The organism is Phenylobacterium sp. (assembly GCF_030697925.1).
Lineage (GTDB): Bacteria > Pseudomonadota > Alphaproteobacteria > Caulobacterales > Caulobacteraceae > Phenylobacterium.
The window spans coordinates 1-22,681 of sequence record NZ_JAUYOJ010000203.1; the positions used below are offsets into that span (position 1 = coordinate 1).

Here is a 22,681-nt window from a genome sequence, read left to right on the forward strand (position 1 = left end):
CGCCGGCACGCACCAGCAGGCGGCTGGCCGGCTGGGCGCCATCCCAGAAGTTGAAGGCCCGGGTGGCGACGTCGACCCCGTCGGCGCGGGCGACGAAGCTGCCCGGGCCTTCCAGTGCCTCCACCGGCCGGTAGCCGAGCCGGCGCAGCTCCTTGCCGAGGTCGGTCAGGCTCAGGTTGAGGCCGGGATAGAGCTCTTGCGGAGCGGCGTAGACCTGGGCCGGCAGGGTCCAGCGCACCCCGGCGAAGCGGCTGCGGATCTCGCGGTCCAGGCTGGCGATCTGCACCGCGAACACCGCCATCGCCAGACTGACGGCCAGCGCCGCGCCGATCAGCGCGCTGCGCAGCAGATTGCGACGGGAGAAATCGAACGCCAGACGGGGCAACGGCACGGAGGGCTAACGGGGGCAGATCAGTCCGTCGATTTTACGGGAAAGCCCCCGCCCCCGCTGTTCGGGCGGGACTTATTCCCCCTCTTCGCGGACCTCGCGCTGCATGGCCTCCAGCGAGATGTGGCGGACGTCCTTGCCCTTGACGAAGTAGATGACGTATTCGCAGATGTTGCGGGCGTGGTCGCCGACCCGCTCCAGGGCGCGCACCGCCCACATGATGTCCAGCACCCGGCGGATGGTGCGCGGGTCTTCCATCATGAAGGTGATGCACTGGCGCATCAGCGCCTCGTACTCGCGGTCGATGTTGATGTCCTCGGCGGCGCAGGCCAGGGCCGACTCGGCGTCCATGCGGGCGAAGGAGTCCAGCGCGTCGCGCACCATCTGCGAGACATGGCGGGACAGATGTCCCACCTCGACCAGCGGCGACATGCCGCGCTCCTGATCGCTCAGGTCGGAGGCCATGCGCGCGACCTTCTCGGCCTCGTCGCCCATGCGCTCGAGATCGGTGATGGTCTTGATGACCGCGTAGACCAGGCGCAGGTCGGAGGCGGTCGGCTGCCGGCGCGCCAGGATGCGGCTGCACTCGTCGTCGATCATCACCTCCATGGTGTTGACCTTCTCGTCGTTGCGGATCACCTGGTCGGCCAGCACGCGGTCGACCTCGGTCAGCGCCTTGGTGGCATCGACGATCTGCTGTTCGACCAGCCCGCCCATGGCCAGCACCCGCTGGCGCACGTCCTCGAGTTCGGCATTGAAGACGCTGGAGATGTGGGACTTGTAGTTGGGAGTGTTCATAGAGTTCTACCTATCTTCCTGCGTGCCGAAGACCCGAATTCTCGGACGATTCGCCTGCCGTCCCTGGCGCAAGAGTGCGCTCTTTGACGACCCCCGGCCCGGCCATTCCTGGCCGTGCGTTCGCCGGGGCCGAGTGCCATACAAGGCACCCGTCCTTGCTCCGGCTCACCCGTACTTGCCGGTGATGTAGTCTTCCGTCTGCTTCATCGAAGGCTTGGTGAACAGCTTGTCGGTGTTGCCGAACTCGATCAGATCGCCCACGTACATGAAGGCGGTGTAGTCGCTGACACGCGCCGCCTGCTGCATGTTGTGGGTGACGATGACGATGGTGAATTCCTTCTTCAGCTCGTTGATCAGCTCCTCGACCTTGAGGGTGCTGATCGGGTCCAGCGCCGAGCAGGGCTCGTCCATCAGCAGTACCTGCGGGCGGATGGCGACCGCGCGGGCGATCACCAGGCGCTGCTGCTGGCCGCCGGACAGGCCGGTTCCGGGCTGGTGCAGCCGGTCGGCCACCTCGCCCCAAAGGCCGGCCTTCTTCAGCGAGGTTTCCACCAGGGCCTCCAGCTCGGACTTGCTGGTGGTCAGGCCGTGGATGCGGGCCCCGTAGGCGACGTTCTCGAAGATGGTCTTGGGAAAGGGATTGGGCTTCTGGAACACCATGCCCACCCGGGCGCGCAGCACCACCGGATCGATGGACCTGTCGTTGATGTCCTCGCCGTCCAGTTCGATCCGGCCCTTCACCTTGCAGCCCGGGATGGTGTCGTTCATCCGGTTGATCGAACGCAGGAAGGTGGACTTGCCGCAGCCCGATGGGCCGATCAGGGCTGTGACAGCCCGTTCCGGTACGTCGAGCCCGACGTCGAACAGGGCCTGCTTCTCGCCATAGAAGACATTGACGTCGCGGGCGCGGATCTTGATCCCGCCGACCGGGGCCGCGGCGTGGACGCGGTCCACAGCGATATGCACGGGCGCTTCGGCGTGGGCGGCGACGTCATCGCGCTGACTGGGCATCGGGGACCTCGAAGATGGGTTCATGGCGCTACCACCGCCGCTCGAAGCGGCGCCTCACGAGAATGGCGGTGAGGTTCATGACGATCATGAACACCAGAAGGACAATGATGGCCGCGGCCGTGCGCTCATGGAAACCGCGCTCGGACGCCGTCTCCCAGATGAACACCTGGACAGGCAGGACGGTGGCCGAGCCCGTGAGACTTTCGGGTACGCCGGGCACGAAGGAGACCATGCCGATCATCAGCAGGGGCGCGGTTTCGCCCAGCGCATGGGCCAGCGAAAGGATGGCGCCAGTCATGACGCCCGGCATGGCCAGCGGCAGGACGTGGTGGAAGACCGTCTGGGTGCGTGAGGCGCCGACGCCCAGCGCCGCTTCGCGGATCGAGGGCGGCACGGCCTTCAGCGCGGAGCGCGTGGCGATGATCACGGTCGGCAGAGCCATCAGGGCCAGGACCAGCCCGCCGACTAGGGGCGAGGAGCGCGGCACGGCCAGCCAGTTGATGAACACCGCCAGGCCGAGCAGGCCATAGACGATGGAGGGCACCGCGGCGAGGTTGTTGATGTTGACCTCGATGATGTCGGTCCAACGGTTCTTCGGCGCGAACTCTTCCAGGTAGGTCGCCGCCAGCACCCCGATGGGCACGGCCAGGAAGGCGGTGACGAACAGCATCATCAGCGATCCGACGATGGCGCCAAGGACCCCGGCCTGTTCCGGTTCGGTGGAGTCCGAGCGGGTCAGGAAGCCGAAATTGAAGCCCGACTTGATCGCGCCGGCCGCCTTCAGCTCGTCCAGCCAATCCAGCTGCTGGTCGTCCAGCTTGCGGCTGTCCTGCGGCGTCGAACGCTTGATCTCGCCCTTGTAGTAGAGGCTGGCGTCCGACTTCACCGGACCGGTGACGGTCACCCGCTTGCCGATCACCGAAGGGTCGGCGCGGACCTGTTTCAGGAGCTGGAAGCCCAGGTCGTTGGACATGATCTCGAGGATCTTGCCGGATTTCTCGCCGTACTCGTCGTCGGTCTCGCCAAGTTTGGTCAGCAAGGACTCGGCGACCATCTGGTCGTAGTTGGCGCCGCCGATGTCGGTCCGGTCGATCTTGGCCGGGTCCAGATAGACCGAGACGCCGATCTGGTTGTCGATGAAGGTCGTATAGCCCTGGTGGACGATCCGCCCCAGCAGCACGGCCAGGAACGACAGGGCCACGATGATGGCGATGCGGCCATAGAGGCGGAACCGCCTCTCCTGGGCGTGGCGTCGCTTCAGGCGGGCTTCGACGAGCCGGCGCAGGTCGGTCGCCGCGGCGGTCGGGAGGGTCGCGTCAGTCATACTGTTCCCGATATTTCTGCACGATGCGCAGGGCCACGATGTTGAGCATCAGGGTCACGACGAACAGCGTCAGGCCCAGGCCGAAGGCCGCCAGGGTCTTGGGACTGTCGAACTCCTGGTCCCCGGTCAGCAGGGTGACGATCTGCACGGTGACCGTGGTGACCGTGTCGAGCGGATTGAGCGTGGTCTTGGCCTGCAGGCCGGCGGCCATGGTGACGATCATGGTCTCGCCCACGGCTCGCGAGATCGCCAGCAGCAGGGCCGCCATGATCCCGGGCAGGGCGGCGGGCAGCACCACCTTCTTCACCGTCTCCGAGCGCGTGGCGCCCATGGCCAGGCTGCCGTCGCGCAGGGACTGCGGCACAGCGTTGATGATGTCGTCCGACAGTGAGGAGACGAAGGGGATCAGCATGATGCCCATCACCGCGCCGGCGACCAGGGCCATCTGGTTCTGGACCTGCATCAGGTAGAGGCCGAACCCGTCCATCGGGCCGCCGACCAGCATGCCGCCGATCCAATTGAAGAAGCCGCGAAACAGCGGTCCCACCGTCAGGGCGGCGAAGAAGCCGTAGACCACGGTGGGCACGCCCGCGAGGATCTCCAGCATCGGCTTGACCACCGAGCGCGTCCAGGGACTGGCGTATTCGGAAAGATAGATCGCCGAAAAGAGGCCGATGGGAGCCGCCACGGCCATGGCGATGATCATGATCAGGAAGGTGCCAACGAACAACGGCACCGCGCCGAAGGCGCCGGACGTGGCGTACTGGTCCGTCCGCATGGCGATTTGCGGATCCCATTCCGTTCCGAACAGGAACTGGAGCGGGGGGACGGCCTGGAAGAAGCGCCAGCTCTCCCAGACCAGGGAGGCCACGATTCCCACCGTGGTGAGCACGGCGGTGACCGAGCAGATAACGAACAGGGCCGCGATCCAGCCCTCGACCCGGTTGCGGGCGCGGAACTGGACGCCGATCCTCGGATAGGCCAGGGCGAACCCAGCCAGCGCCAGAACCACGGCTAGGGAAAGGGCCCCGTAGTCGATCATCCGCTGGAGCTGGCTGGAACGGGCGACCTTGGCGTCGAGCGCCGTCCTCAGCGTTCCGACGTAGGAAGTCTCGCTGGGCTGGCCGCCGCGGGCCAGGGCGCGGGCGTCGTCATAGAAGACGTCCTGTTGAGGCGCGGTCAGGGTCTGGACGGCGGTCGGGGCGTCGAGGCGCAGCAGGCCCGCCTCCAGCCGTCCGCCGAACATGGCGATCATCAGCACCAGCAGGGCGGCGGGAACGCCCGCCCACAGGGCCGCGTAGGCGCCGTGGTAGCCGGGAAGCGAATGCAGGCCCGCCGTCTTGCCGCCGGCCGTGGCCACGGCGCGACGCCGCGCGGCCATATAGGCGGCGATCGAGAAGAGGGTCAGCGCCGCCAGGGCGAGCCAGGTGAGCATCGGAAGTCCCAGCCACTGAGTCCGCGCGGGAGCCATCCCCCGTCCACGCGGCCGGAAACTGCCTGGGGATTGCTGTCGCTGTACGACGGATTCAAGACAGTTTTGTAACAGCGCCCTCGACCGCCGGGCGGGCGTCAGCGTCCCGCGCGCCGCGCTGCATCGGGAAATAGGCGGTGAAGGTCGCCCCCTCCCCCTGCACGCTTTCCACGACCAGTCCGCCGCGATGGCGGTTCATGATGTGCTTGACGATGGCCAAGCCCAGGCCCGTGCCCTGGCGCTCGCCGCTCTTCTGGCCTTCCACCCTGTAGAAGCGCTCCGTGAGGCGCGGCAGGGTCTCACGCGCCAGACCGACTCCGGAATCGGTCACCTGCAGCGCGGCGTAGATGTCGGGCCCATGGTCGGGGGTGAGCAGCGACATACGGGAGGCGGAGGGGTTACGCGCCGCCGCGGCGGCCTCCGCCGACAGGCCCGCGCGCAGGGAAATCCTCACCGTGGCGCCGCCCGGTGTGTATTTGATCGCGTTGTCGATCAGGTTCTGGACCACCTGGATGATCTGGTCGCGGTCGCCGGCGACCATCGCCTCGCCCCGGCAGGGCAGGTCCGTGACAAGCTTGACGTTCCGCTCGCGCGCCAGTGGCCCGACCCCATCCACCACGTCCATCACCGCCGCGGTGAGGTCGGCCTCGCCTTCGGGTGCGATATGCTCGTTGAGCTCGATACGGCTGAGGGACAGTAGGTCGTCGATCAGCCGCGCCATGCGCTCGGCCTGGGCCTGCATGATGCCGAGGAACTTCTCGCGCGCGCCCTCGTCGGCGCGTGCATGGCCGCGCAGGGTCTCGATGAAGCCCGACAGCGAGGCGAGCGGGGTCCGCAGTTCATGGCTGGCATTGGCCAGGAAGTCGGCCCGCATCCGCTCCGAGCGGCGGATGTCGGTCTCGTCGCGCAGCACCAGCAGGGCGAGCCTGGCCCCGTCCGGCGCCACGCCCAACGGCTTGGCTATGGCCCGCAGGACCCGCTCCTGGGCGCCGCGCATCTCGTAGACGGCCTCGGCGGTCAGACCGCCGAACAGGGCTTCGTCGACCGCCTCAAGCACCTCCGGGTCGCGGATCGCGGTGACCAGCAGGCCTGCGTCATATTGTATCCTGAAGGTCTCCCGTGCAGCGGCGTTAACCAGGATGAAACGCCGACCCGTGAGGTCATCGGGTTCATGCGCGGCGATCACCAGCACTGGGTCCGGCAAGGCGTTGATGAGGCTCGCATAGGGCGGCGCGTCCTCATGCGCCGGGCGCGTGGCCGACTCGACCGCCGGGGCCCGGGCGCGGACCTGCTCGGCAACGTGCCAGGTCACCAGGCCCGTGGCGCCGGCGACCATCAGCACCATCCAGGCCGTCAGTCGCGGATCGGCCGCACTGGCCATCGCCAGCCCGACTACGCCGAGGATGCCGGCCACGCCGGCCGTCAACACCGGCCACAGCGGCGCGTACCTGGCCAGCTTCTCCGGCGTCCAAGACGGCGACAACAGCGCCAAGCGAATCTCCCGTGGGATAAACTCCGACCTGGCCTCAAGCTTATGTCACCGCGATGACACCGACCCAAGCGCGTGACGATCGCGAGGCCGGGCCTGTCAGGAAATCTGGGCGTGGTTCAAGTCAATTTCCAATTTCCCGATAGGAATTATCGGGTCTGCATCCGATCGAGTTTCGAGAAAACTCCAACAAGCCAAGGGGGCTAAAGCCATGGCGTGGAAGACCAGACTTATCGCGGGGGTCGCGGTCGCCGCGCTCGCCTGGCCGGCCATGGCCGCGGCCGACGAAGCGACCGATGCGCGCATCAAGGCGCTGGAGGAGCAACTGGCCTTGCTGCAGGGCCAAATCGCCGACCTGAAACAATCGACGGCCAAAAATGTCGCCGCTGTGCGCAGCGACGCGACCACGGTGTCGCTGGCCAACGGCCGTCCGACCATCGCCACCTCTGATGGCCGGTTCACCGCCTCGTTCCGCGGCGTGTTCCAGTTGGACGCCGCGCACTACGACCAGCGCGCCCCGGGCCCGCTCGGTTCGGATTTCCGCCGCGGCTCGTTCGGCGACGCGGCCGAGAACGACCGTGCCCGCGACCTGAGCGACGGCGCCAACTTCCGCCGCGCGCGGATCGGCATCGAGGGCAAGGCCTTCGGGGACTTTGAGTACAACTTCCTCTACGATTTCGGCGGCTCCGGAAACGAAGAGGCCGGCAAGATCAGCGCCGCCTGGGTGCAGTATGGCGGCCTGCCCTTCGCCAACGCCAAGATCCGCATCGGCGCCTTCTCGCCGCCCAGCGGCCTTGAGGAAGCGGTCTCCACCAACGGCTCGCTGTTCGCCGAGCGCGCCTCGCCCGCCGAACTGGTGCGCGGCCTCGCCGCGGGCGACGGCCGCACGGCGGTGGCCTTCCTGGCCAATGGCGACAACTGGACCGCCACCGCGGCCATCACCGGCAACATCATTGGCGTCCAGACCTTCGACGAGCAGACCGCCTTCGTGGGCCGCCTCTCCTTCGTGCCCTTCCGCCGCGACGGCAGCCTGATCCACCTGGGGGTCAACACCTCCATCGTGATCAATCCGGCCGCCAGCGGTCCTGACGTGGCCGGAACCGCGGTCACCGCGATCCGGCTACGCGACCGCCCGGAAATCCGCGTCGACGGCACGCGCCTAGTCGACACCGGCAATATCGACGCCGACGGCCTGACCGCCATCGGCGCGGAGTTCGGCGCCCAGTGGAAGAATTTCTACGTCCAGTCGGAATACTTCGACATCGACGTGGACCGGAAGGGCGCGCTCGGCGACCCCGACTTCTCCGGCTGGTACGCCCAGGCGGGCTGGACCCTCACCGGGGAGGCGCGCCGCTACGGCAACGCCACCTTCGACGCGCCTCGCCCAACGAAACCATTCGACCTGAAGACCGGTGGCTGGGGAGCCTGGGAGCTTGGTCTGCGTTATTCGAAGCTGGACCTGAACTACCTCGCGGGAGCCCCCGGCACGGCCGCTGTGGCGGGCGCGATCCGCGGCGGCGAACAGGAGACCTTCACCCTGGGTCTCAACTGGTACGTCAACAACGTGCTGCGCTTCCAGGCGGCCTATCAGGACGTCTCAGTCGACCGCCTGTCGCCCGGCGGCACGGCCTTCGTGGCCGGCTCCACGCCGCCGGCCGGAGCCCAGGTCGGTCAGGACCTGACGATCTACTCGCTGCGCACCCAGTACGCATTCTGACCACGGGCGGCGCCCGGCGCCGCCCCCAATTGCTTTGACATCAACGCCTTTGCGCCGAGCCTCAGAACAAGGATCTCGCTCGATGACTCATGACTTGAAGCTTCCCTCCCGCCGCGGCGTGGTCACCGGCGCAGCCGCCGCCGCCGCGGGACCGGCGCTCCTCGCGGGCGCCGCGAACGCCCAGGGCAAGGCCAAGCCCATCACCCTGCTGAACGTGAGCTACGACCCGACGCGCGGGCTCTACAAGGACATCAACGCCGCCTACGCCAGGTACTGGAAGGACAAGGTCGGCCAGGAGCTGGAGATCAACCAGCCATAGCGGGTCGGGCAAGCAGGCCCGCTCGGTGATCGACGGCCTGCAGGCCGACGTGGTGACCCTGGCGCTCGCCTACGACATCGACGAGATCGCCCAGAAGGCCAAGCTGCTGCCGGCCAAGTGGCAGTCGCGCCTGCCCAACAACTCCACGTCCTACACCTCGACCATCGTATTCCTGGTCCGCAAGGGCAATCCTTGGAGAATCAAGGACTGGGGCGACCTGATCAAGCCCGGCATCGACGTCGTCACCCCCAATCCGAAGACCTCGGGCGGGGCGGGGTGGAACTACCTGGCGGCCTGGGCCCAGAAGAACGGCCGCAATCCCCAAGCCTTCGTCGAGGAACTGTTCAAGCACGTGCCGGTGCTCGACACGGGCGCGCGCGGCGCGACCACCACCTTCGTCCAGCGGGGCATCGGCGACGTTCTGCTGTCCTGGGAGAACGAGGCCCATCTCGCCATCGAAGAGCTGGCGCCGGGCAAGGTCGACATCGTCGTCCCGTCGCTGTCGATCCTGGCTGAACCGCCGGTGGCCCTGGTCGACAAGCTGGTCGACCGCAAGAAGACCCGCACCATCGCCGAGGGCTATCTGAACGTCCTCTACAGCCCCATCGCCCAGGACCTGATCGGCAAGAACCACTACCGGCCGCGCAGCGCCGAGGCGGCGGCGAATTACGCCTCCAAGTTCCCAAAGATTCCTCTCGTCACCATCGACGACAGCTTCGGCGGCTGGAAGAAGGCACAGGCGACCCACTTCGCCGACGGCGGCGTGTTCGACAAGATCTACAAGCCGCGCTGACGACGCCGGCCAGACCAAGCGGCGCAACCTGGGCCAGGCGGGTCCGTTTGAGCAGGCATGAGCCTCTCCACCGCCGACCTGATCGGAACCGCCGCCGCCATCTGCTCGATGGCCAGCTTCGTCCCCCAGATCATCAAGATCTGGCGCGAACGCGACGCCAGTTCCGTGTCCCTGCGGATGTACGTGGTCACGGTGACCGGCTTTGTGCTTTGGACCATCTATGGCGTCCTGACCCGCAGTTGGCCGGTGACCGGCGCCAATGCGGTGTGCTTGACGCTCGCCGCGGTCATCCTCGGACTGAAATGGCGGTTCCGCGAGGGACCCGCGAGCTAGCGCCGCACCCGGTTGGCGCCGGCCGCCTCGCCCACTAGATTGGCGCGAATTCGCGCGCCCGCCCGGGCGAAGCGCCTCCCCAACTCGCCGCCGCCGGCGCCTCGGACCTCCGAGCCCCGGCGCGTGACAGGAACGCCGGATGTCGATGGAAAGGTTCGCCGAGGCCGAGGCCGCCTTCAAGGCGGGTGATGCAGAACGCGGCATCCACCTGACAGAACGGGCGCTCGAGACCGACGCTGTTGCGCCGGTCGAGGTCTACCGTAACTTCGCCGCCGTGTTGGTGCGGCACAAGCGATACGACATGGCCGAACGCTGGTCTCGGGCAGGGACTGAGCTTCACGTACGTGATCTCGATCTTTGGAACATCCTCGGTGTGTCGCTCCGCCGACTCGGTCGACACGAGGAGGCCATCAAGGCCCTTGATAGGGCCATCAGTCTTAATCCCAAGAACACAGCGGCATTGAGCAATAAGGGAAATGTCTACAACGACACCCGCAACCCGGGTGCGATCGACATCTTCACCAAGCTTGTGCGCCTCTCACCCCGCGACGCTGAGCTTCAACGCAGTCTCGGCCGCGCCTACTGGTTCGCAGGCGATCTCGACAAGGCCGAGATGAGGTTCAACCTAGCGACAAAGCTGAAGCCGGACTTGCTGGACGCATGGCTCGATCTGGCTGCAGTCGTCGCCGATAGCCAAGGCACGGCGGAGAGCGTCGAGGTTCTCGATCGCGCGCAGGCGGTCCGTCCCGGCGACATGCGCATCATGGAAGCTCGCGCTGTGGCGCTGCGCCGCTCCGGTAAGCAGAGAGACGTCGAGCGACACCTGCTGGAGTTGCTCGAACGTCATCCGCACGAGGCCTGGGTCCATCACCAACTCGGTCAGGTCATCAGCGACTACGACCGACTGCGAGCCAACATCCACTTCAAACGGGCGATCGAACTGGCCCCGGACGACGTCAACTATCGGATCGCTTTCGCCGAGAGCATGGGGCGAACGCGCGAGGGGGACGAGGCGGCCAATCTGGAGACCGCCTACCAGGCCCTGCGTGGCGTCCTGGACAAGCTGCCTCTCACGCCTCCGAATCTGAAGGTCGCCTACGAGCTCATGGTCAGGGCGGCCGCCTACGACGACATGGAGAAGCTGGGAAGCTTCTCGAAGGTTGGACGAACCTGGGCGGAGTCCGGGCGCCATACGGCGCTGCTGGCCCACCTTGCCCGCGTCAAGACTCCAGAGGATCGTCTGGACCTGATCGAGCAGCATCGGATATGGGGTCGTAGGCTCGACGTCGCGGTCAAGCGGCATCCCATCAGCCATCCTGGCCCTCGGACGCCGAACGGAAAAATCCGGGTTGGCTTCATGTCGTCCGATCTGCGCGGCCATCCAGTGGCTTATTTCGCCATGCCGCTCTTCGAGCACTATGACCGAGATCGGTTCGAGGTCTATTGCTACTCCTATTATCAAGGCGACGAAGACGCCGCTCAAAAGCGGATCGCTGGTTGGGTGGACGTTTTTCGCTGGGAAAAGGATCTCAACGACCGCGACGCTGCGCAGATGATCGCCAACGACCAGCTCGACATGCTGTTCGAACTCGGCGGCTCAACACACATGAACAAGCTTCCGGTGATGGGATTCAAACCGGCCCCTCGCCAAGCAAGCTGGGTGGGCTATCCCCATTCAGCGGGGCCAGAAGCCATCGATTACCTGGTGCTGGATCCCTTCATGCGACCGGAGAAACCTGGCTTGGTGATCGAAGAGCCCCTGATGCTGCCCCACGGCTGGTATTCCCTTGGAAGAAACGCCTTCCGCGACGAGCCAGCAGTGGATTCCGTCGCCCCCGTCGCGCGCAACCACTTTGTCACCTATGGTACGGCCAATAATCCGTACAAATACGGTCGTGAGGTCGTCAGCGCGTGGGCGCGCGTGGTGGCCCGCACCCCGGGCTCACGGTTCATGTTCGTGCGGCCGGAAGGGGGAACACCCACCTTCCGCGAGAACATCTGCGCAGTGTTTGCCTCAGAGGGTGTCACACCCGATCGCGTGATGTTCGAGGCGGTCCGCGGTCGTCACCTGCCGTTCTACAATCAGATCGACATTTCGCTCGACACCTTCCCTCAAACCGGTGGAACGACAACCTGCGAGTCGCTCTGGATGGGAACACCAGTGATCACCAGGGTTGGCGACGCCGTGTTTGAACGCCTCAGCTACTCGGTTCTAATGAACGTCGGCCTCGGCGAGTTCTGCGCGCGAACGACGGACGAGTACGTGGACATCGCCGTGAAACTTGGGAGCGATCCAGACCGGATCGGCGAGCTTCGTCGCGGCCTGCGCGAGCGATTGAAGGCAAGCCCTCTTGGCGACACCAAACAGTTCGCGGCGGACTTCTTCGACATGATTGCTGGCGCGGTCGGTGAGCGCCCTCAATCGAAGATCACGGTGGCGCGCTGAGCAGGCCCTGGGCGGCGATGCGACGATAATAGCCGAGGTAGTCGTCCCAGAAGCCGGCTTCGTCCCAGCATCGCTTCATCCAGGGCTGATCGTTGGTCCGATGCTCTGGTTCGGCCAGCGTGGGCTGATCGAGCAGGCGTATGGTGCAACGGAGGCCAAGGAGCGACCTGGCTCGAAGCGCTAGCGTTTCGGCGAATTCGGCTTGCGTACCGACGATGCCCGAAGGCCTTGACACAACTTCGCGGTTCGGCGCTGCCAGCAATTCGCCAACCAGGGCAACATAGGCGTCGGCCAGTAAGGGCACGGGAATATTGTCACGGACATACCGCGGGGTGCGTACTATGCCCGGCTTGTCGTCAAACCATTGCTGAAACAGCGACCATGCAAAGCGGCCTTCCTCAAACGCCCCAAACGGTGCGGCGATGACGAACTTGGCGAAGCCGATCCCCTCCCACTGGGCGAAGTGCCGAAGCGCCTGGTTCGTCAAGGTCTTCGAGAGACCATAGGGGCTGACTGCCAAGCTGGACGGGTTGGATTCGCCTTCGCCTGCCTCGAACGTCGTGCCCGTAACGATGACCGCCTTGGTTCCCGACCGCGCCAAAGCACGAAAGACGTCGCGGACACCGTCTGTGTTGCGAGCCACTCCGGCGGCCACATCATAGTCAGCCGCGCGATAGTCTGGGATATCAGCCGCGTGGTGGGCGAGCAGAGTGACCTGCTCCGTTTCGGCCAGTTGCAGGAATCGCTTAGAGCCAAAGGGGGCGTCGAAGATGATATCCGCCACCTTACGCAGGGCTTCGACCCGTTCCTGGCGCAGACCGCCGTACGCCAGCTGCCGTCGGCGAAGCGGCGCCAGGACCTTGTGGCCCTGGCGGGCGAGCGCGACAGCAATCCAATAGCCGGTGAACGAGCTGGCTCCGGTGAGCAGTATGATGGCCAAGGCTAGGGTTCCCGATGATCTGGGTAGGCGGCGTCGCGATCCGAAATCGTCAGGGGCGCTATCGGCCATTTGATCCCGAACGCCGGGTCGTTCCAGCGGACACCCTGGCCATGGCCCGGCTCGAAGATCCGGTCGATCTGGTAGAGGACGTCGGTGTCTGCGGCGAGAGTGACGAAACCATGCGCCAGGCCCCGACCGATCAGGAGGGCCCGGCCGTTCTCGGCGGAGAGCTCAGTTCCGGTCCATTGGCGATAGGTCGGGCTGCCTGGCCGCAGGTCCACCGCCACGTCGAAGATCGCGCCGCGGGTCACCCGGACCAGCTTGGCCTCCTCGTACGGAGCCGCCTCATAGTGCAGGCCGCGCAGGGTGGCGGCCTTCAGGTTGCGCGAGAGGCTGGTCTGCAGCGGCGTGAAGGGATGGCCGGCCGCCGCGAATTCCTCCGGGCAATGCAGCCGGGCGAACGAGCCGCGCTCATCGGCCACGGGGTCGAGGTCGACGATCACGACACCCTCGATGCCGGTCGCCGAGAACCGCATCAGCCGATGACCTTGGTGTCGGGCGCGGCGGTCACGAACTGGCCGCCCCAATCCTTCACATAGGCCAGCTGGCCCATGATCTCATCCTTCAGGTTCCACGGCAGGATGACCAGATAGTCCGGCTTGAAGTCGGCGATCCGGGCCGGGGCGTGGACCGGGATGTGGCTGCCGGGCAGGTAACGATCCTGCTTGTGCGGATTGGCGTCGAAACAGGCCACGATGTCGCCTGCCGTGACGCCGGCATAGTTCAGAAAGGTGTTGCCCTTAGCCGCCGCGCCATAGGCCGCCACGACCTTGCCCTCGGCCTTCGCCTTGGCGAGGAAGGCCAGGAAACCGTCGCGCACCGCCTCGACCCGGGCGGTGAAGCCCTCATAGCCCGACAACCGGTCCAGGCTCGCCGCGTGCTCGCGGGCGCGCAGGTCCTTCAGCGCCTGGGTCTCGACGTGGCCCGACGCCTCATGGGCGCAGAACAGCCTCAAGGAGCCCCCGTGGGTGGACAGCAGTTCGACATCGAACGGGCGCAGGCCGTTGGCGCGCAGCACCTGTTCCACCGCCAACAGCGACAGGTAGGAATAGTGCTCGTGATAGATCGTATCGAACTGCACCTTCTCGATCAGGTTCAGTAGGTGGGGGAACTCGAAGGTCAGCACGCCCTGCGGCTTCAGCACGTGCTGGAACCCAGCCACGAAGTCGCCGATGTCGGGTACGTGGGCCAGGACATTGTTGCCCGCCATCAGGTCGGCGGCCACGCCCCGGTCCTTCAGCGCGCGGCCGGTGGCGTCATTGAAGAAGGTCACCTCGGTGGGAATTCCCCGTTCCTCGATCGCCACCTGGGCGGTGTTGGCGGTGGGCTCGATCCCGAGAACCGGCACGCCCATGGCCTTGAAGTGCTGCAGCAGATAGCCGTCGTTGGAGGCGACCTCGATGACCAGCGAGTGGGCGTCCAGCCCGAACCGCGCGGCCATGGCCTGGGCGTAGCGCTTGGCGTGGGCCACCCAGCTTTCCGAATAGGCGGAGAAATAGGCGTAGCCGTCGTCGAAGATGGCGTCGGCGGCGACCGGGTCGTCGGCCTGGACCAGGAAGCAGGCCCCGCAGACCCGCGTATGCAGCGGATAGGTTCCCTCACCCCCCGCATCCAGCTGGGCCTTCGTGAGGTAGGAATTGGCCAGGGGCTGGAGGCCCAGGTCCACGAAGGTCTGGGTCAGGGGCGCGCGGCAGAAGCGGCAGGCGGGAACAGTCATCAAAGGCCTTCGTAACGCGTGATCTGGTCCTGGACGAGGGCCAGGGCCTCGCCGCCGTTCGCCTGGTCCCTATACCAGTCCATGGTCCACTCCACCGCGGCCGGGGCGTCGAGCGCGCTCTCGAAGCCGAGCACCTGGCGCGCCAGGCTGGCGTCGATGCCCAGGGACCGAGCCTCCAGGGAGTCGGGGTCAGGTTCATGGCGCCAGGGCTTGGCGCCGAGGGCCTGGACGGCGCGGGTGGCGAGGTCGCCCACGGTCACCTCGGGACCGCCGGGGCGGGGCCCGAAGTTCAGCGCGCGCGGCGCGGCCGGATCGGTGGCCAGGCGCTCAAGGAAGACCAGGTACCCCGCCACGCAGTCCAGCACGTGCTGCCAGGGTCGCGTGGCCTCGGGATGACGCAGGACGGTGACGCCCTGGGCTTGGCCGGCGCGGACGATATCGGCCACCAGCCGGTCGCGGGAATAGTCGCCGCCGCCGATGACATTGCCGCCTCGCGCGGTGGCCACGGGCACGCCGGCCTTGTCGAAATAGCTCCTGGCGAAGCTTTGAACGATGATCTCAGCCGCCGCCTTGGAGGCCGAATAGGGGTCCTTGCCGCCGAGGGCGTCGCCCTCGGCGAAAGCGCGGCCGGTCTCGTGGTTGGCGTAGACCTTGTCCGATGTGATCGCGAGAACCGCCTGCAGCGCCGGCTGCCCGCGCAGGGCCTGCAGCAGATGCGCCGTGCCCATGATGTTGGAGGCGAAGGTGGTGATGGGGTCTTCGATGGACACCCGCACGATCGGCTGGGCGGCCATGTGCAGGACCAGGTCGAATTCGCGTCCGACCAGGGCCAGCTCCACGTCGGCCGGGCGGCGCAGGTCGACCAGCAGCGAGTCGGTGAGACTGGCCACGCCCGCCTGGATGAACAGCGCGGGCTCCTGATCGGGCGCAAGGGCGAGGCCCGTGACCTTGGCCCCCATCCGCGAGAGCCAGATCGCCGCCCACGAGCCCTTGAACCCGGTGTGTCCGGTCAGCAGGACGCGTTTGCCCGACCAGAAGGTGGGGTCGGGCGGCTTCATTTCCAGACTTGCCAGGGCGCCTGGCCCGAGGCCCAGAGCGCCTCGAGATTGTTCTTGTCGCGCAGGGTGTCCATGGCCGCCCAGAAGCCGTCGTGGCGATAGGCCATGAGCTGGCCGTCGGCGGCCAGGCCCTGCAAGGGTTCGACTTCCCAGGTGGTGGTGTCATCCTCGATGCGGGCGATGACCGCCGGATTCAGCACGAAGAAGCCGCCATTGATCAGGCCGTTGTCGCCGGGCGGCTTTTCGATGAAGCGCTCAACCGCGCCGTCCACGATGTCCAGCGCGCCATAGCGGCCCGGAGGCGCCACCGCCGTCACCGTGGCGTCGCGGCCATGGCTCTTGTGGAACTCGGCCAGGGCCTTCAGGTCCACGTCCGCCACCCCATCGCCATAGGTCATGAAGAACGGCTCGTCTGGATTGAGGTACTGGGCCACCCGCTTCAACCGGCCGCCGGTCATGGTCTCGGCCCCGGTATCGACCAGGGTGACCTTCCAGGGCTCATGATTGGTGGCGTGGTACTCCATCGCCCCCTTGGCCAGGTCGACGGTCAGATCGGCGTTATGGAGCACGTAGTTGGCGAAGTACTCCTTGATCACATAGCCCTTGTAGCCGAGGCACACGACGAACTCATTGAAGCCGTAGTGTGAGAACAGCTTCATGATGTGCCAGAGGATCGGCCGGCCGCCGACCTCGATCATCGGCTTGGGCTTGAGGTGGCTTTCCTCGGAGATCCGGGTGCCGAGACCCCCGCAGAGCAGGACGGCCTTCATCTAGGCGATCCGCTTGACGAAGGCGTCGGGCCAGTAGGTCACCCGCTCGGTCACCGTGCCCTCGTTGAACGGGAAGGCCGGCTCCTCGACGATGAAGCGCTTGTCCTTGGCCACGAAGTCGTGGACCGCGCGCTGGGGGTTGTTCCAGTCCCAGTCGTCGCCGGTGCGCGGACCGCCCTTCACCTGGGCCATGATCCCGTCGGTGGCCACCACATAGGAGCCGACCTCGATCAGCTCGCCATAGAGCTTCAGTTCGTCCAGCACGTGGTCGCGTGTGTGGTTCGAGTCGAGCACCACCAGCACCTTTTCGCCGGGCTTGATGAGCGCCTTCACCTGGTCCAGCGTCTCCGGCGCAGTGGAGGACCCCTCGATCAGCTCGATGCGCTTGAACATCTCGTGGGCCTCGATGGCCTCGCGATTATGCTTGCGGATCTCGATGTCGATGCCGATCACCCGGCCCTTGCCCATGGCCTCGAACAGCGAGGCGTAGAAGATCAGCGAGCCGCCGTGGGCGACGCCGGTCTCGACCAGGACATCCGGCTTCAGGGTGTAGATCACCTCCTGCAGGCGGATCATGTCCTCCGGCAGTTGGATCACCGGGCGGCCCATCCAGGCGAAGGAATAGACGTACTTGGAATCCCAGGTGGCGCGCAGCCAGGCCTTGGACGCTGCGGCGAAGCCCTCGGCGCTCGCCAGGCTGTGGCGGGTTTCGGCCTCGCCGTCCTTGACGACGACTTCGCCGCGCTCTTCGTCGATGGTGGTGATCAAAGCTCTTCGCCTTCGGAATGCTGCCGGCAGGTTGGTGGGATCGCCCGCCCCCGCCGACGAATTGGCCCCCCTAATATCGCGTGTCCTTCGCGCGATGAAGCCGTATCGAGGGACGGGATGGCGGCGTCGTGCCGCAAAGACGCGAAAATGGGGCTGAGGCGGGTTTGGACGAGGTCGATCGGCTGATCAATTTCATCGTTGTCGGCGCGCAGAAGGCCGGAACCACCGCGCTTTACGAATACCTAGCCGAGGATCCGAATATCGGGCTCTCCCAGGTCAAGGAGGTGCATTTCTTCGACGACGAGTCGATCGACTGGGCCGCCCCCGACTACGGTCCCTATCACGCGCAGTTCGACGCGGGCGGCCCGCTGATTCGCGGCGAGGCGACGCCGATCTATCTCTATTGGCCGCGCAGCCTGGAGCGGATCGCCGCCTACAATCCGAAGGTCAAGGTCATCGTCATGCTGCGCGATCCGGTCGAACGGGCCTGGTCGCACTGGAAGATGGAATATGCCCGGGGCGCGGAGACTGGGCCCTTCTCCTGGTGCATACGCCAGGGCCGTCGCCGGCTGCTGGACGCCCAACCCTGGGGGGCGCATCGCGAATTCTCCTATGTGGAGCGGGGTTTCTACGGCGAGCAGGTCGAGCGGTTGCTGGGGCTCTTCCCGCGCGATCAGGTGCTGATCGGCAAGGCCGACGACCTGCGGCGCGATCCCAACACCACGCTGGCCTCCGTCAACGCCTTCCTGGGCGCCCCGCCACCCAACCCTGTGACGCCCCGCGACGTGCATGTAGGACGCGAGATCGACTATGGCGGCGACCTGACCGACGAGGACGCCGCCTTCCTGCGAAACCTCTACGCCCGCGACCTTGCCCAGCTCGAGGCCCTGACCGGCGTCGTCTTTCCGTGACGCCATATTTCCGGCGAGACCCGCGGCGAGGATCAGGCACCATGACCCGATCAGTCCTCCCTGCCCTGCTGCTGGGCGTCCTGGCCGCCTGCTCGCCGGCCGGCGAATCTCCGGGCGAGGCGGCCGCCGAGCCGCCTGCCACGCCCGCCGTCGCGGCCCGTCCGGTCGAGGGGCCGCGGCTGTCCTTCCCGCTGGCCTGCGTCGTCGGCGAGACCTGCGAGGTGCAGAACCACGTCGACGCCGATCCGGGGCCGGGCGTGAAGGACTATCGGTGTGGCACGCAGACCTACGAGAAGCACGGGGGTGTCGACATCCGCCTGCTCGACATGGCCGCGCAGCGCCGGGGCGTGGATGTGCTCGTCGCCGCCCCGGGCCGGGTCACGCGACTGCGCGACGGGGTCGCCGATGTCTCGGTGAAGGTCGCTGGCGCAGCCTCCGTCGCGGGCCAGGAGTGCGGTAATGGGGTCGTCGTCGACCACGGCGGTGGCTGGGAGACCCAGTACTGCCACCTGGCCCGGGGCAGCATCAGGGTGAAGCAGGGTGACACCGTCGGGGCGGGGCAGCCGATCGCCCGCGTCGGCCTGTCGGGCAACACCGAGTACCCGCATCTGCACCTGAGCGTGCGCAAGGCCGGCGTCACAGTCGACCCCTATCGTCCGGACGCGCGCCCCGGGACCTGCGACGTGGCCAGCTCGGGGCGTGGGTTATGGAACGCCCCAGCGGCCAAGGCTGTGGCCTACCGGCCGGGCGCTGTGCTGAACACCGGGTTCGCAGGGGCGCCGGTGACCATGGAGTCGGTCGAGGCGGGTGGCGTCGCGACACCGTCGGCCGACGGCCCGGCGCTGGTCGCCTACGTCCGCGCGATCAACCTGCAGGCGGGCGACGTGCAGAGCCTGAGCGTCCGTGGGCCTGATGGAAACGCGCTCGTGCAAAACACGCTGGCGCCGCTGGACCGCGGCAAGGCGCAATACGTCCTCTACGTTGGTAAGCGCACGCCGACCGGCGGCTGGCGGAGCGGCCGATATATGGCGACCTATGTCGTGACCCGGGGGGGCAATCCAGTGTTGAAGCGGACATTCGAGCTCGCGTTGTAGGCGAAAACACGTGAGTCCAGCAGGGAAATCAGCGCCTCCAAGCTTCACCTCACAAGTCCGTTAGGATCCCATTGTAAAGCTAGAGGCTCTTCCGTGGATCGGCAGAATGAGCTATAATTGTTTGTCAGCCTTGCTCTCCAGGGCTGTGTCGCTTTGGCCGGGCGGTGAGCTCGCGGCTTACCGCCCGGCCTCTCCGTGAGGCGGCAATGGCGCACCCGCACAATGCGGATGGACGAGAAGCAGGCCGGAGGCGAAGGCCTTATCGGATGACCATGCCCTGGCCGGTTGGCAACTCCAGAACGGCATAACCGCGCTCGGCGAACCAACGGTCGTGGGCGAGTTTCTGGTTGCGGTAGTAGAGCCATCCGTAGTCGTCGAGGATGAGGACCGCCCCCGGAGTCATGCGATCGAATAGCGCCTCGAGCACCGCGGTTTCGGCCTCGGCGTTGTTCATGTCGATATGCATGAAGGCGATCCGGTTCGGCGCGGCGACGGCGAAGCTTTCTGGAGCCTGCCCACGTGTAACAGTAACATTGGGTAGATCAGAGAACCGCGACCTGACTTGATCATAGAGGCCATCACCATGTTCCGTCATCGCGTGATGAGGCATGGCCGGATCATGCGCGAATAGATCATAGAGGTAGTAGCCCTTGGGCTTTGAGCCGAAGTCGAGATAGTCGCACACGATCCTTGCGCTGACCCCTTTGTAGCAGGCGCACTCGACGAAATCGCCCTCGAGCCGAAGTCCACTCTGCGCGGCCCAGGCCAATACGGCGGTCCGCCAGATAATGCCTTTTTCGATCTTGGTTTGGGCGTGCTTCTCAAACGCCGACATGAACTTCTGGTCTGTGAGAAAACTCAGGTTCTTGTCGAGGGTGATGAGGTTGTCACCCGTGAACGTACCTTGCACCGTCTTCAGGGACAGTAGCAACGTCCGGACGATATCGATGAACCGCCGCTCGTCCTTGTATCCGAAGAATAGGGCGGAGTGATACTGCAGCTTCATGGGCATTGGGGACGGGAGAATTATCCTATCTCGCGCCTGACCTCCGACGCCAGCCTTCGCCAGGCCAAATCTTCCGCCAATGAAAAGGGCCGCCCCCTAGGGGACGGCCCTTCCAGGTCTAAGACGTCGTCCGTTTAGGAGACGAAGTCGGTTTCGCTCACGCCAGCCGCGGCAACACCGGTCAGCTGGACGGTCGTCGTGACCGTATTGCTGCCGTTGCCATCAGCGAACACGAAGGAGTCGGCGCCCACGGTCATCACAACGATGTCGCGCGTCCCGGCCGCGATAAGGGCCGAAGCGTCCGACAGAGCCGTGGCGTAGTCGGCCGCGACGAGCTCAACATAGTTGGACGCGGTACCGACGACCCCCAGAGCGATCGAGTCATCGGCGGCCACGAAGGTGCCAATGGCGTCGATCGAGCCTGCGGTGGAGCTGGTTTCGCCGACCAGGAACACGAAGCGGTCAGCGTCCGCGCCACCAACGACCGAGTCGACACCAGCGCCGCCTTGGATCGTATCAGCACCGGCGGCGCCGTCGATCGTGTCGTTGCCGGCGCTGCCCGTCAGGAAGTCGCCGAGCGCTTCGGAACTACCCAGGATCGAGTCGTTCCCAACGCCGCCATCGGCGAGATCTTGGCCGGCCACCGCCGTAAGGACGATGGTGTCGTTTCCGTCGCCGCCCAGGACGGTGTCGCTACCAGCGCTACCGGTGATGGAGTCATCGCCCGCGCCGCCGGCGACGTTGACCGTCGCATTGGCAGCCCCGGTGATGGTGTCGTTGCCATCGCCACCCGAGAACAGGTCGTTGCCCGTGCCGCCGGTGATCGAGTCGGTGCCCGCATCGCCATTCACGGTGTTGTTGCCGGCCGTAAGGGTCACGGTGTCGTTGCCGTCACCGCCACCGATCTGGTCGTTTCCGCTGAGGCTCGTGACGGTGTCGTTGCCAACGCCCGCGTCGACGACATCGTTGTCGGCGCCGCTGGCGATGTTGTCGTTGCCGTCACCACCGAAGAGCGAATCGGCTCCGGCATCACCGGCGAGCGTATCATTGCCCAAATCCCCGGAGATGAAGTCAGCCGCCGCGGCGCCCGTCAGGTTATCGCCGTCTTGGCCCCCGAGCAGGGTGTCCGCACCGGCACCGCCCGTAATGGTGTCCGCGCCAATGTTGCCATGGGCGTAGTTGCTACCGTCGCCGGTATCGATCGTGTCGGCGCCTTGCCCGCCGAGCAGCGTGTCGTTGCCCGTGGTCGCGGTAATGCTGTCGTCACCGGTGTTGCCTTGGACATTATTGTTGCCCGCGGCCGCGAGGATCGTGTCGTTGCCAGCACCGCCAACAACGGCGTCCGCGTCGGCGCCACCCGTCACGCTGTCAGCGCCAGCGCCCGAGTCAATCGAGTCAGCGCCGCCGGCCGCGTTCGTGATGGTGTCATCGCCGTCGCCGCCCGACACGGTGTCAGCGCCGATCCCGGAGGTGACACTGTCATTGCCGAGATCGCCAGCGAGATAGTCGGCGCCATCGGCGCCGTTGATGGTGTCGTTGTCCTGACCGCCCAAAAGCGTGTCGGCGCCGGTCCCGCCGAGGACCGAGTCAGTGCCGATGTTGCCGTTGGAGTAGTTGGCGCCAGCGCCAACCGTGATCGTGTCGTTGCCTTGACCACCATAGACGGTGTCGTTGCCAGCGTCGCCAGCAAGCGTGTCATTGCCTTGGTTGCCTTGAACGACATCGTCGCCGTCGCCGCCAGCCAGGTTGTCGTCACCCAGGAAGCCGTAGAGGCCATCGTTCCGGAAGGTGCCGACGACGTTGTCGCTGCCCGTCAAACCCACGAGCAGGTTCGAGCCATCGGGGAAGATGACCTCACCCGCCGCGTCGCCCTCACCGAGGACGCCGCTGCCGAAGGTGACGGCCCGGCCGTTGAAGGTCAGCGTCACCGAAGCGGGCGTCGGGAAGACCCCACCGGTGAAGGAGACCTGGACCTGGGCGCCGGTGGCGCCCGCAGTCGAGAAGGTCAAAGAGTCGGTCGCCGCACTGTAGGCCGTGGCCTCTTCAGGGGTGATCGTCTCGAAGAAATAGTTAGCCATGTTTCTCTCCAGTCTGTGTCACATGGACCCTGAAACGCCTGGCCGCCATTTTGCCAAATGGAGGGGTCCCAGCGGTCCTTTCCGTTCGCCATAACATGGTCGTGGCGAAGGTTAAACGAGCCCTAGGGAGACGTATCGGAACCGTTGAAAATGCGCAACAGGTAAAAAGGCGCGAAACCACCGCTGTAAT

19 protein-coding genes and 1 pseudogene are annotated in these 22,681 nt (G+C 66.1%); 6 read left to right on the forward strand and 14 right to left on the reverse strand.

What is annotated here, in order from left to right; all coding sequences use genetic code 11:
* From Q8Q88_RS19415 to Q8Q88_RS19440, 6 genes are all read right to left on the reverse strand, one after another.
* A partial coding sequence (locus Q8Q88_RS19415; protein WP_305676832.1) for a hypothetical protein occupies window positions 1–391 on the reverse strand: 391 nt, incomplete at its 3' end.
* A gap of 72 nt (window positions 392–463) precedes the next feature.
* Complete coding sequence (phoU, locus tag Q8Q88_RS19420; RefSeq protein WP_305676833.1) at window positions 464–1,186, reverse strand: phosphate signaling complex protein PhoU; 723 nt, start codon at window positions 1,184–1,186, stop codon at window positions 464–466.
* Window positions 1,187–1,351: 165 nt separating this feature from the next.
* Complete coding sequence (gene pstB, locus Q8Q88_RS19425) at window positions 1,352–2,197, reverse strand: phosphate ABC transporter ATP-binding protein PstB (protein ID WP_305676834.1); 846 nt, start codon at window positions 2,195–2,197, stop codon at window positions 1,352–1,354.
* A 28-nt stretch (window positions 2,198–2,225) separates the two neighbouring features.
* Complete coding sequence (gene pstA / locus Q8Q88_RS19430; protein WP_305676835.1) at window positions 2,226–3,521, reverse strand: phosphate ABC transporter permease PstA; 1,296 nt, start codon at window positions 3,519–3,521, stop codon at window positions 2,226–2,228.
* Window positions 3,514–4,956 (reverse strand): phosphate ABC transporter permease subunit PstC, encoded by a 1,443-nt coding sequence (gene pstC / locus Q8Q88_RS19435; protein ID WP_305676836.1) that lies wholly within the window; start codon window positions 4,954–4,956, stop codon window positions 3,514–3,516. The genes pstA and pstC overlap by 8 nt, the downstream gene beginning before the upstream one ends.
* A 91-nt stretch (window positions 4,957–5,047) precedes the next feature.
* The gene (locus Q8Q88_RS19440; protein ID WP_305676837.1) at window positions 5,048–6,484 is read right to left on the reverse strand and encodes an ATP-binding protein; all 1,437 of its coding nucleotides are present in this window, start codon (window positions 6,482–6,484) and stop codon (window positions 5,048–5,050) included.
* A gap of 208 nt (window positions 6,485–6,692) precedes the next feature.
* On the opposite strand from Q8Q88_RS19440, the gene Q8Q88_RS19445 reads away from it, so the two are divergent.
* The 4 genes and pseudogenes from Q8Q88_RS19445 to Q8Q88_RS19460 all read left to right on the forward strand — a co-directional run bounded on the left by Q8Q88_RS19445 (window position 6,693) and on the right by Q8Q88_RS19460 (window position 12,089).
* Window positions 6,693–8,198 (forward strand): OprO/OprP family phosphate-selective porin, encoded by a 1,506-nt coding sequence (locus tag Q8Q88_RS19445; RefSeq protein ID WP_305676838.1) that lies wholly within the window; start codon window positions 6,693–6,695, stop codon window positions 8,196–8,198.
* Between the two features lie 82 nt (window positions 8,199–8,280).
* Window positions 8,281–9,310, forward strand: a pseudogene (locus Q8Q88_RS19450) (sulfate ABC transporter substrate-binding protein).
* A gap of 57 nt (window positions 9,311–9,367) precedes the next feature.
* A complete protein-coding gene (locus Q8Q88_RS19455; protein ID WP_305676839.1) occupies window positions 9,368–9,643 on the forward strand; it encodes a SemiSWEET family sugar transporter in 276 nt (91 codons plus the stop codon).
* A 139-nt stretch (window positions 9,644–9,782) separates the two neighbouring features.
* The gene (locus tag Q8Q88_RS19460; RefSeq protein ID WP_305676840.1) at window positions 9,783–12,089 is read left to right on the forward strand and encodes a tetratricopeptide repeat protein; all 2,307 of its coding nucleotides are present in this window, start codon (window positions 9,783–9,785) and stop codon (window positions 12,087–12,089) included.
* Here Q8Q88_RS19460 and Q8Q88_RS19465 read toward each other — a convergent pair.
* The 6 genes from Q8Q88_RS19465 to Q8Q88_RS19490 are packed head-to-tail and all read right to left on the reverse strand — an operon-like array spanning window position 12,073 to window position 17,402.
* A complete protein-coding gene (locus Q8Q88_RS19465) occupies window positions 12,073–13,029 on the reverse strand; it encodes an NAD(P)-dependent oxidoreductase (protein ID WP_305676841.1) in 957 nt (318 codons plus the stop codon). The genes Q8Q88_RS19460 and Q8Q88_RS19465 overlap by 17 nt on opposite strands.
* Before the next feature lie 2 nt (window positions 13,030–13,031).
* Entirely contained in the window at window positions 13,032–13,565 is a 534-nt protein-coding gene (locus Q8Q88_RS19470) for a dTDP-4-dehydrorhamnose 3,5-epimerase family protein (protein WP_305676842.1), read from the reverse strand.
* Window positions 13,565–14,806 (reverse strand): class I SAM-dependent methyltransferase, encoded by a 1,242-nt coding sequence (locus Q8Q88_RS19475; RefSeq protein ID WP_305676843.1) that lies wholly within the window; start codon window positions 14,804–14,806, stop codon window positions 13,565–13,567. The genes Q8Q88_RS19470 and Q8Q88_RS19475 overlap by 1 nt, the downstream gene beginning before the upstream one ends.
* The gene (gene rfbG / locus Q8Q88_RS19480; RefSeq protein ID WP_305676844.1) at window positions 14,806–15,864 is read right to left on the reverse strand and encodes a CDP-glucose 4,6-dehydratase; all 1,059 of its coding nucleotides are present in this window, start codon (window positions 15,862–15,864) and stop codon (window positions 14,806–14,808) included. The genes Q8Q88_RS19475 and rfbG overlap by 1 nt, the downstream gene beginning before the upstream one ends.
* Window positions 15,861–16,634 (reverse strand): glucose-1-phosphate cytidylyltransferase, encoded by a 774-nt coding sequence (gene rfbF / locus Q8Q88_RS19485; RefSeq protein WP_305676845.1) that lies wholly within the window; start codon window positions 16,632–16,634, stop codon window positions 15,861–15,863. Before rfbF ends, rfbG begins: the two co-directional genes overlap by 4 nt.
* On the reverse strand, window positions 16,635–17,402 hold the full coding sequence (locus Q8Q88_RS19490) for a cephalosporin hydroxylase family protein (RefSeq protein WP_305676846.1): 768 nt from the start codon (window positions 17,400–17,402) through the stop codon (window positions 16,635–16,637). It lies immediately after the preceding gene.
* A 164-nt stretch (window positions 17,403–17,566) separates the two neighbouring features.
* On the opposite strand from Q8Q88_RS19490, the gene Q8Q88_RS19495 reads away from it, so the two are divergent.
* Together Q8Q88_RS19495 and Q8Q88_RS19500 are read left to right on the forward strand one after the other, a co-directional pair.
* Entirely contained in the window at window positions 17,567–18,313 is a 747-nt protein-coding gene (locus Q8Q88_RS19495; RefSeq protein WP_305676847.1) for a sulfotransferase domain-containing protein, read from the forward strand.
* A gap of 41 nt (window positions 18,314–18,354) precedes the next feature.
* A complete protein-coding gene (locus tag Q8Q88_RS19500) occupies window positions 18,355–19,407 on the forward strand; it encodes a M23 family metallopeptidase (RefSeq protein ID WP_305676848.1) in 1,053 nt (350 codons plus the stop codon).
* Window positions 19,408–19,666: 259 nt separating this feature from the next.
* Here Q8Q88_RS19500 and Q8Q88_RS19505 read toward each other — a convergent pair whose 3' ends face one another.
* Together Q8Q88_RS19505 and Q8Q88_RS19510 are read right to left on the reverse strand one after the other, a co-directional pair.
* On the reverse strand, window positions 19,667–20,413 hold the full coding sequence (locus Q8Q88_RS19505; protein WP_305676849.1) for a class I SAM-dependent methyltransferase: 747 nt from the start codon (window positions 20,411–20,413) through the stop codon (window positions 19,667–19,669).
* Between the two features lie 134 nt (window positions 20,414–20,547).
* Window positions 20,548–22,491: a calcium-binding protein gene (locus Q8Q88_RS19510; protein WP_305676850.1), complete on the reverse strand. Its 1,944-nt coding sequence runs from the start codon at window positions 22,489–22,491 to the stop codon at window positions 20,548–20,550.
* Window positions 22,492–22,681: the final 190 nt, after the last annotated feature.

What these genes read in the sequence shown, in the direction of transcription:
- phoU (WP_305676833.1), bottom strand. Translation starts at nt 1,186, where the DNA reads ATGAACACTCCCAACTACAAGTCCCACATCTCCAGCGTCTTCAATGCC.
- pstB (WP_305676834.1), bottom strand. Translation starts at nt 2,197, where the DNA reads ATGCCCAGTCAGCGCGATGACGTCGCCGCCCACGCCGAAGCGCCCGTG.
- pstA (WP_305676835.1), bottom strand. Translation starts at nt 3,521, where the DNA reads ATGACTGACGCGACCCTCCCGACCGCCGCGGCGACCGACCTGCGCCGG.
- pstC (WP_305676836.1), bottom strand. Translation starts at nt 4,956, where the DNA reads ATGCTCACCTGGCTCGCCCTGGCGGCGCTGACCCTCTTCTCGATCGCC.
- Q8Q88_RS19445 (WP_305676838.1), top strand. Translation starts at nt 6,693, where the DNA reads ATGGCGTGGAAGACCAGACTTATCGCGGGGGTCGCGGTCGCCGCGCTC.
- Q8Q88_RS19455 (WP_305676839.1), top strand. Translation starts at nt 9,368, where the DNA reads ATGAGCCTCTCCACCGCCGACCTGATCGGAACCGCCGCCGCCATCTGC.
- Q8Q88_RS19460 (WP_305676840.1), top strand. Translation starts at nt 9,783, where the DNA reads ATGTCGATGGAAAGGTTCGCCGAGGCCGAGGCCGCCTTCAAGGCGGGT.
- Q8Q88_RS19470 (WP_305676842.1), bottom strand. Translation starts at nt 13,565, where the DNA reads ATGCGGTTCTCGGCGACCGGCATCGAGGGTGTCGTGATCGTCGACCTC.
- Q8Q88_RS19475 (WP_305676843.1), bottom strand. Translation starts at nt 14,806, where the DNA reads ATGACTGTTCCCGCCTGCCGCTTCTGCCGCGCGCCCCTGACCCAGACC.
- rfbG (WP_305676844.1), bottom strand. Translation starts at nt 15,864, where the DNA reads ATGAAGCCGCCCGACCCCACCTTCTGGTCGGGCAAACGCGTCCTGCTG.
- rfbF (WP_305676845.1), bottom strand. Translation starts at nt 16,634, where the DNA reads ATGAAGGCCGTCCTGCTCTGCGGGGGTCTCGGCACCCGGATCTCCGAG.
- Q8Q88_RS19500 (WP_305676848.1), top strand. Translation starts at nt 18,355, where the DNA reads ATGACCCGATCAGTCCTCCCTGCCCTGCTGCTGGGCGTCCTGGCCGCC.
- Q8Q88_RS19505 (WP_305676849.1), bottom strand. Translation starts at nt 20,413, where the DNA reads ATGAAGCTGCAGTATCACTCCGCCCTATTCTTCGGATACAAGGACGAG.
- Q8Q88_RS19510 (WP_305676850.1), bottom strand. Translation starts at nt 22,491, where the DNA reads ATGGCTAACTATTTCTTCGAGACGATCACCCCTGAAGAGGCCACGGCC.